The organism is Lysobacter sp. TAB13 (assembly GCF_052113885.1).
Lineage (GTDB): Bacteria > Pseudomonadota > Gammaproteobacteria > Xanthomonadales > Xanthomonadaceae > Lysobacter > Lysobacter gummosus.
In genome coordinates, this window is sequence record NZ_JBFRDR010000184.1 from 1 (window position 1) to 463 (window position 463).

Consider the following 463-nt stretch of genomic DNA (forward strand, 5'->3'; position numbering starts at 1 on the left):
CGATAATCCTATCTAACTTCGCGCAAGCGTTAACTGCAGCGTCAGTAGGCTCGAATAGCGATTCCGCCATGCTGTTGAGAGGCCCTCAGTAGATCGATTCGCTGCGATAGAGCCTGATCATGCACAGAGACGCAAAAGTCACGCAACTTCGAAAGGTACTCGTCCCCTTTCGACGGGTCTGCCTCTACGAAATTTGCGAGTATTTCGCTTACGCGGTGCTTAAAGTCCCTTACCTTTTCGGGCTTCGCGACTGCAGCGCCTAGGGCAGTTTCATAGATCGGCAAAAGGGCCAAATCGAAGCGATCAGCAACATCTCCAGATGTCGATGTAACAGTCCTCAGCAGCGCTTGCATCAACGTCTTAACGCTATCAAGCTGGCGGCTTCGGTTCCGCAGGACGTCTTCGACTTGCATGGCAGCATCTAGAGCGAGTTCGCTCAATTCCGATGTGGACATCCTTCGAC

Annotated in this window: 1 protein-coding gene; it reads right to left on the reverse strand. The window is 52.5% G+C overall.

Annotated features, from left to right (window positions below; all coding sequences use genetic code 11):
- Positions 1-41: 41 nt before the first annotated feature.
- Positions 42-463 (reverse strand): hypothetical protein (locus tag AB4Y92_RS25725; RefSeq protein WP_441822195.1); only part of this gene is annotated, 422 nt, incomplete at its 5' end.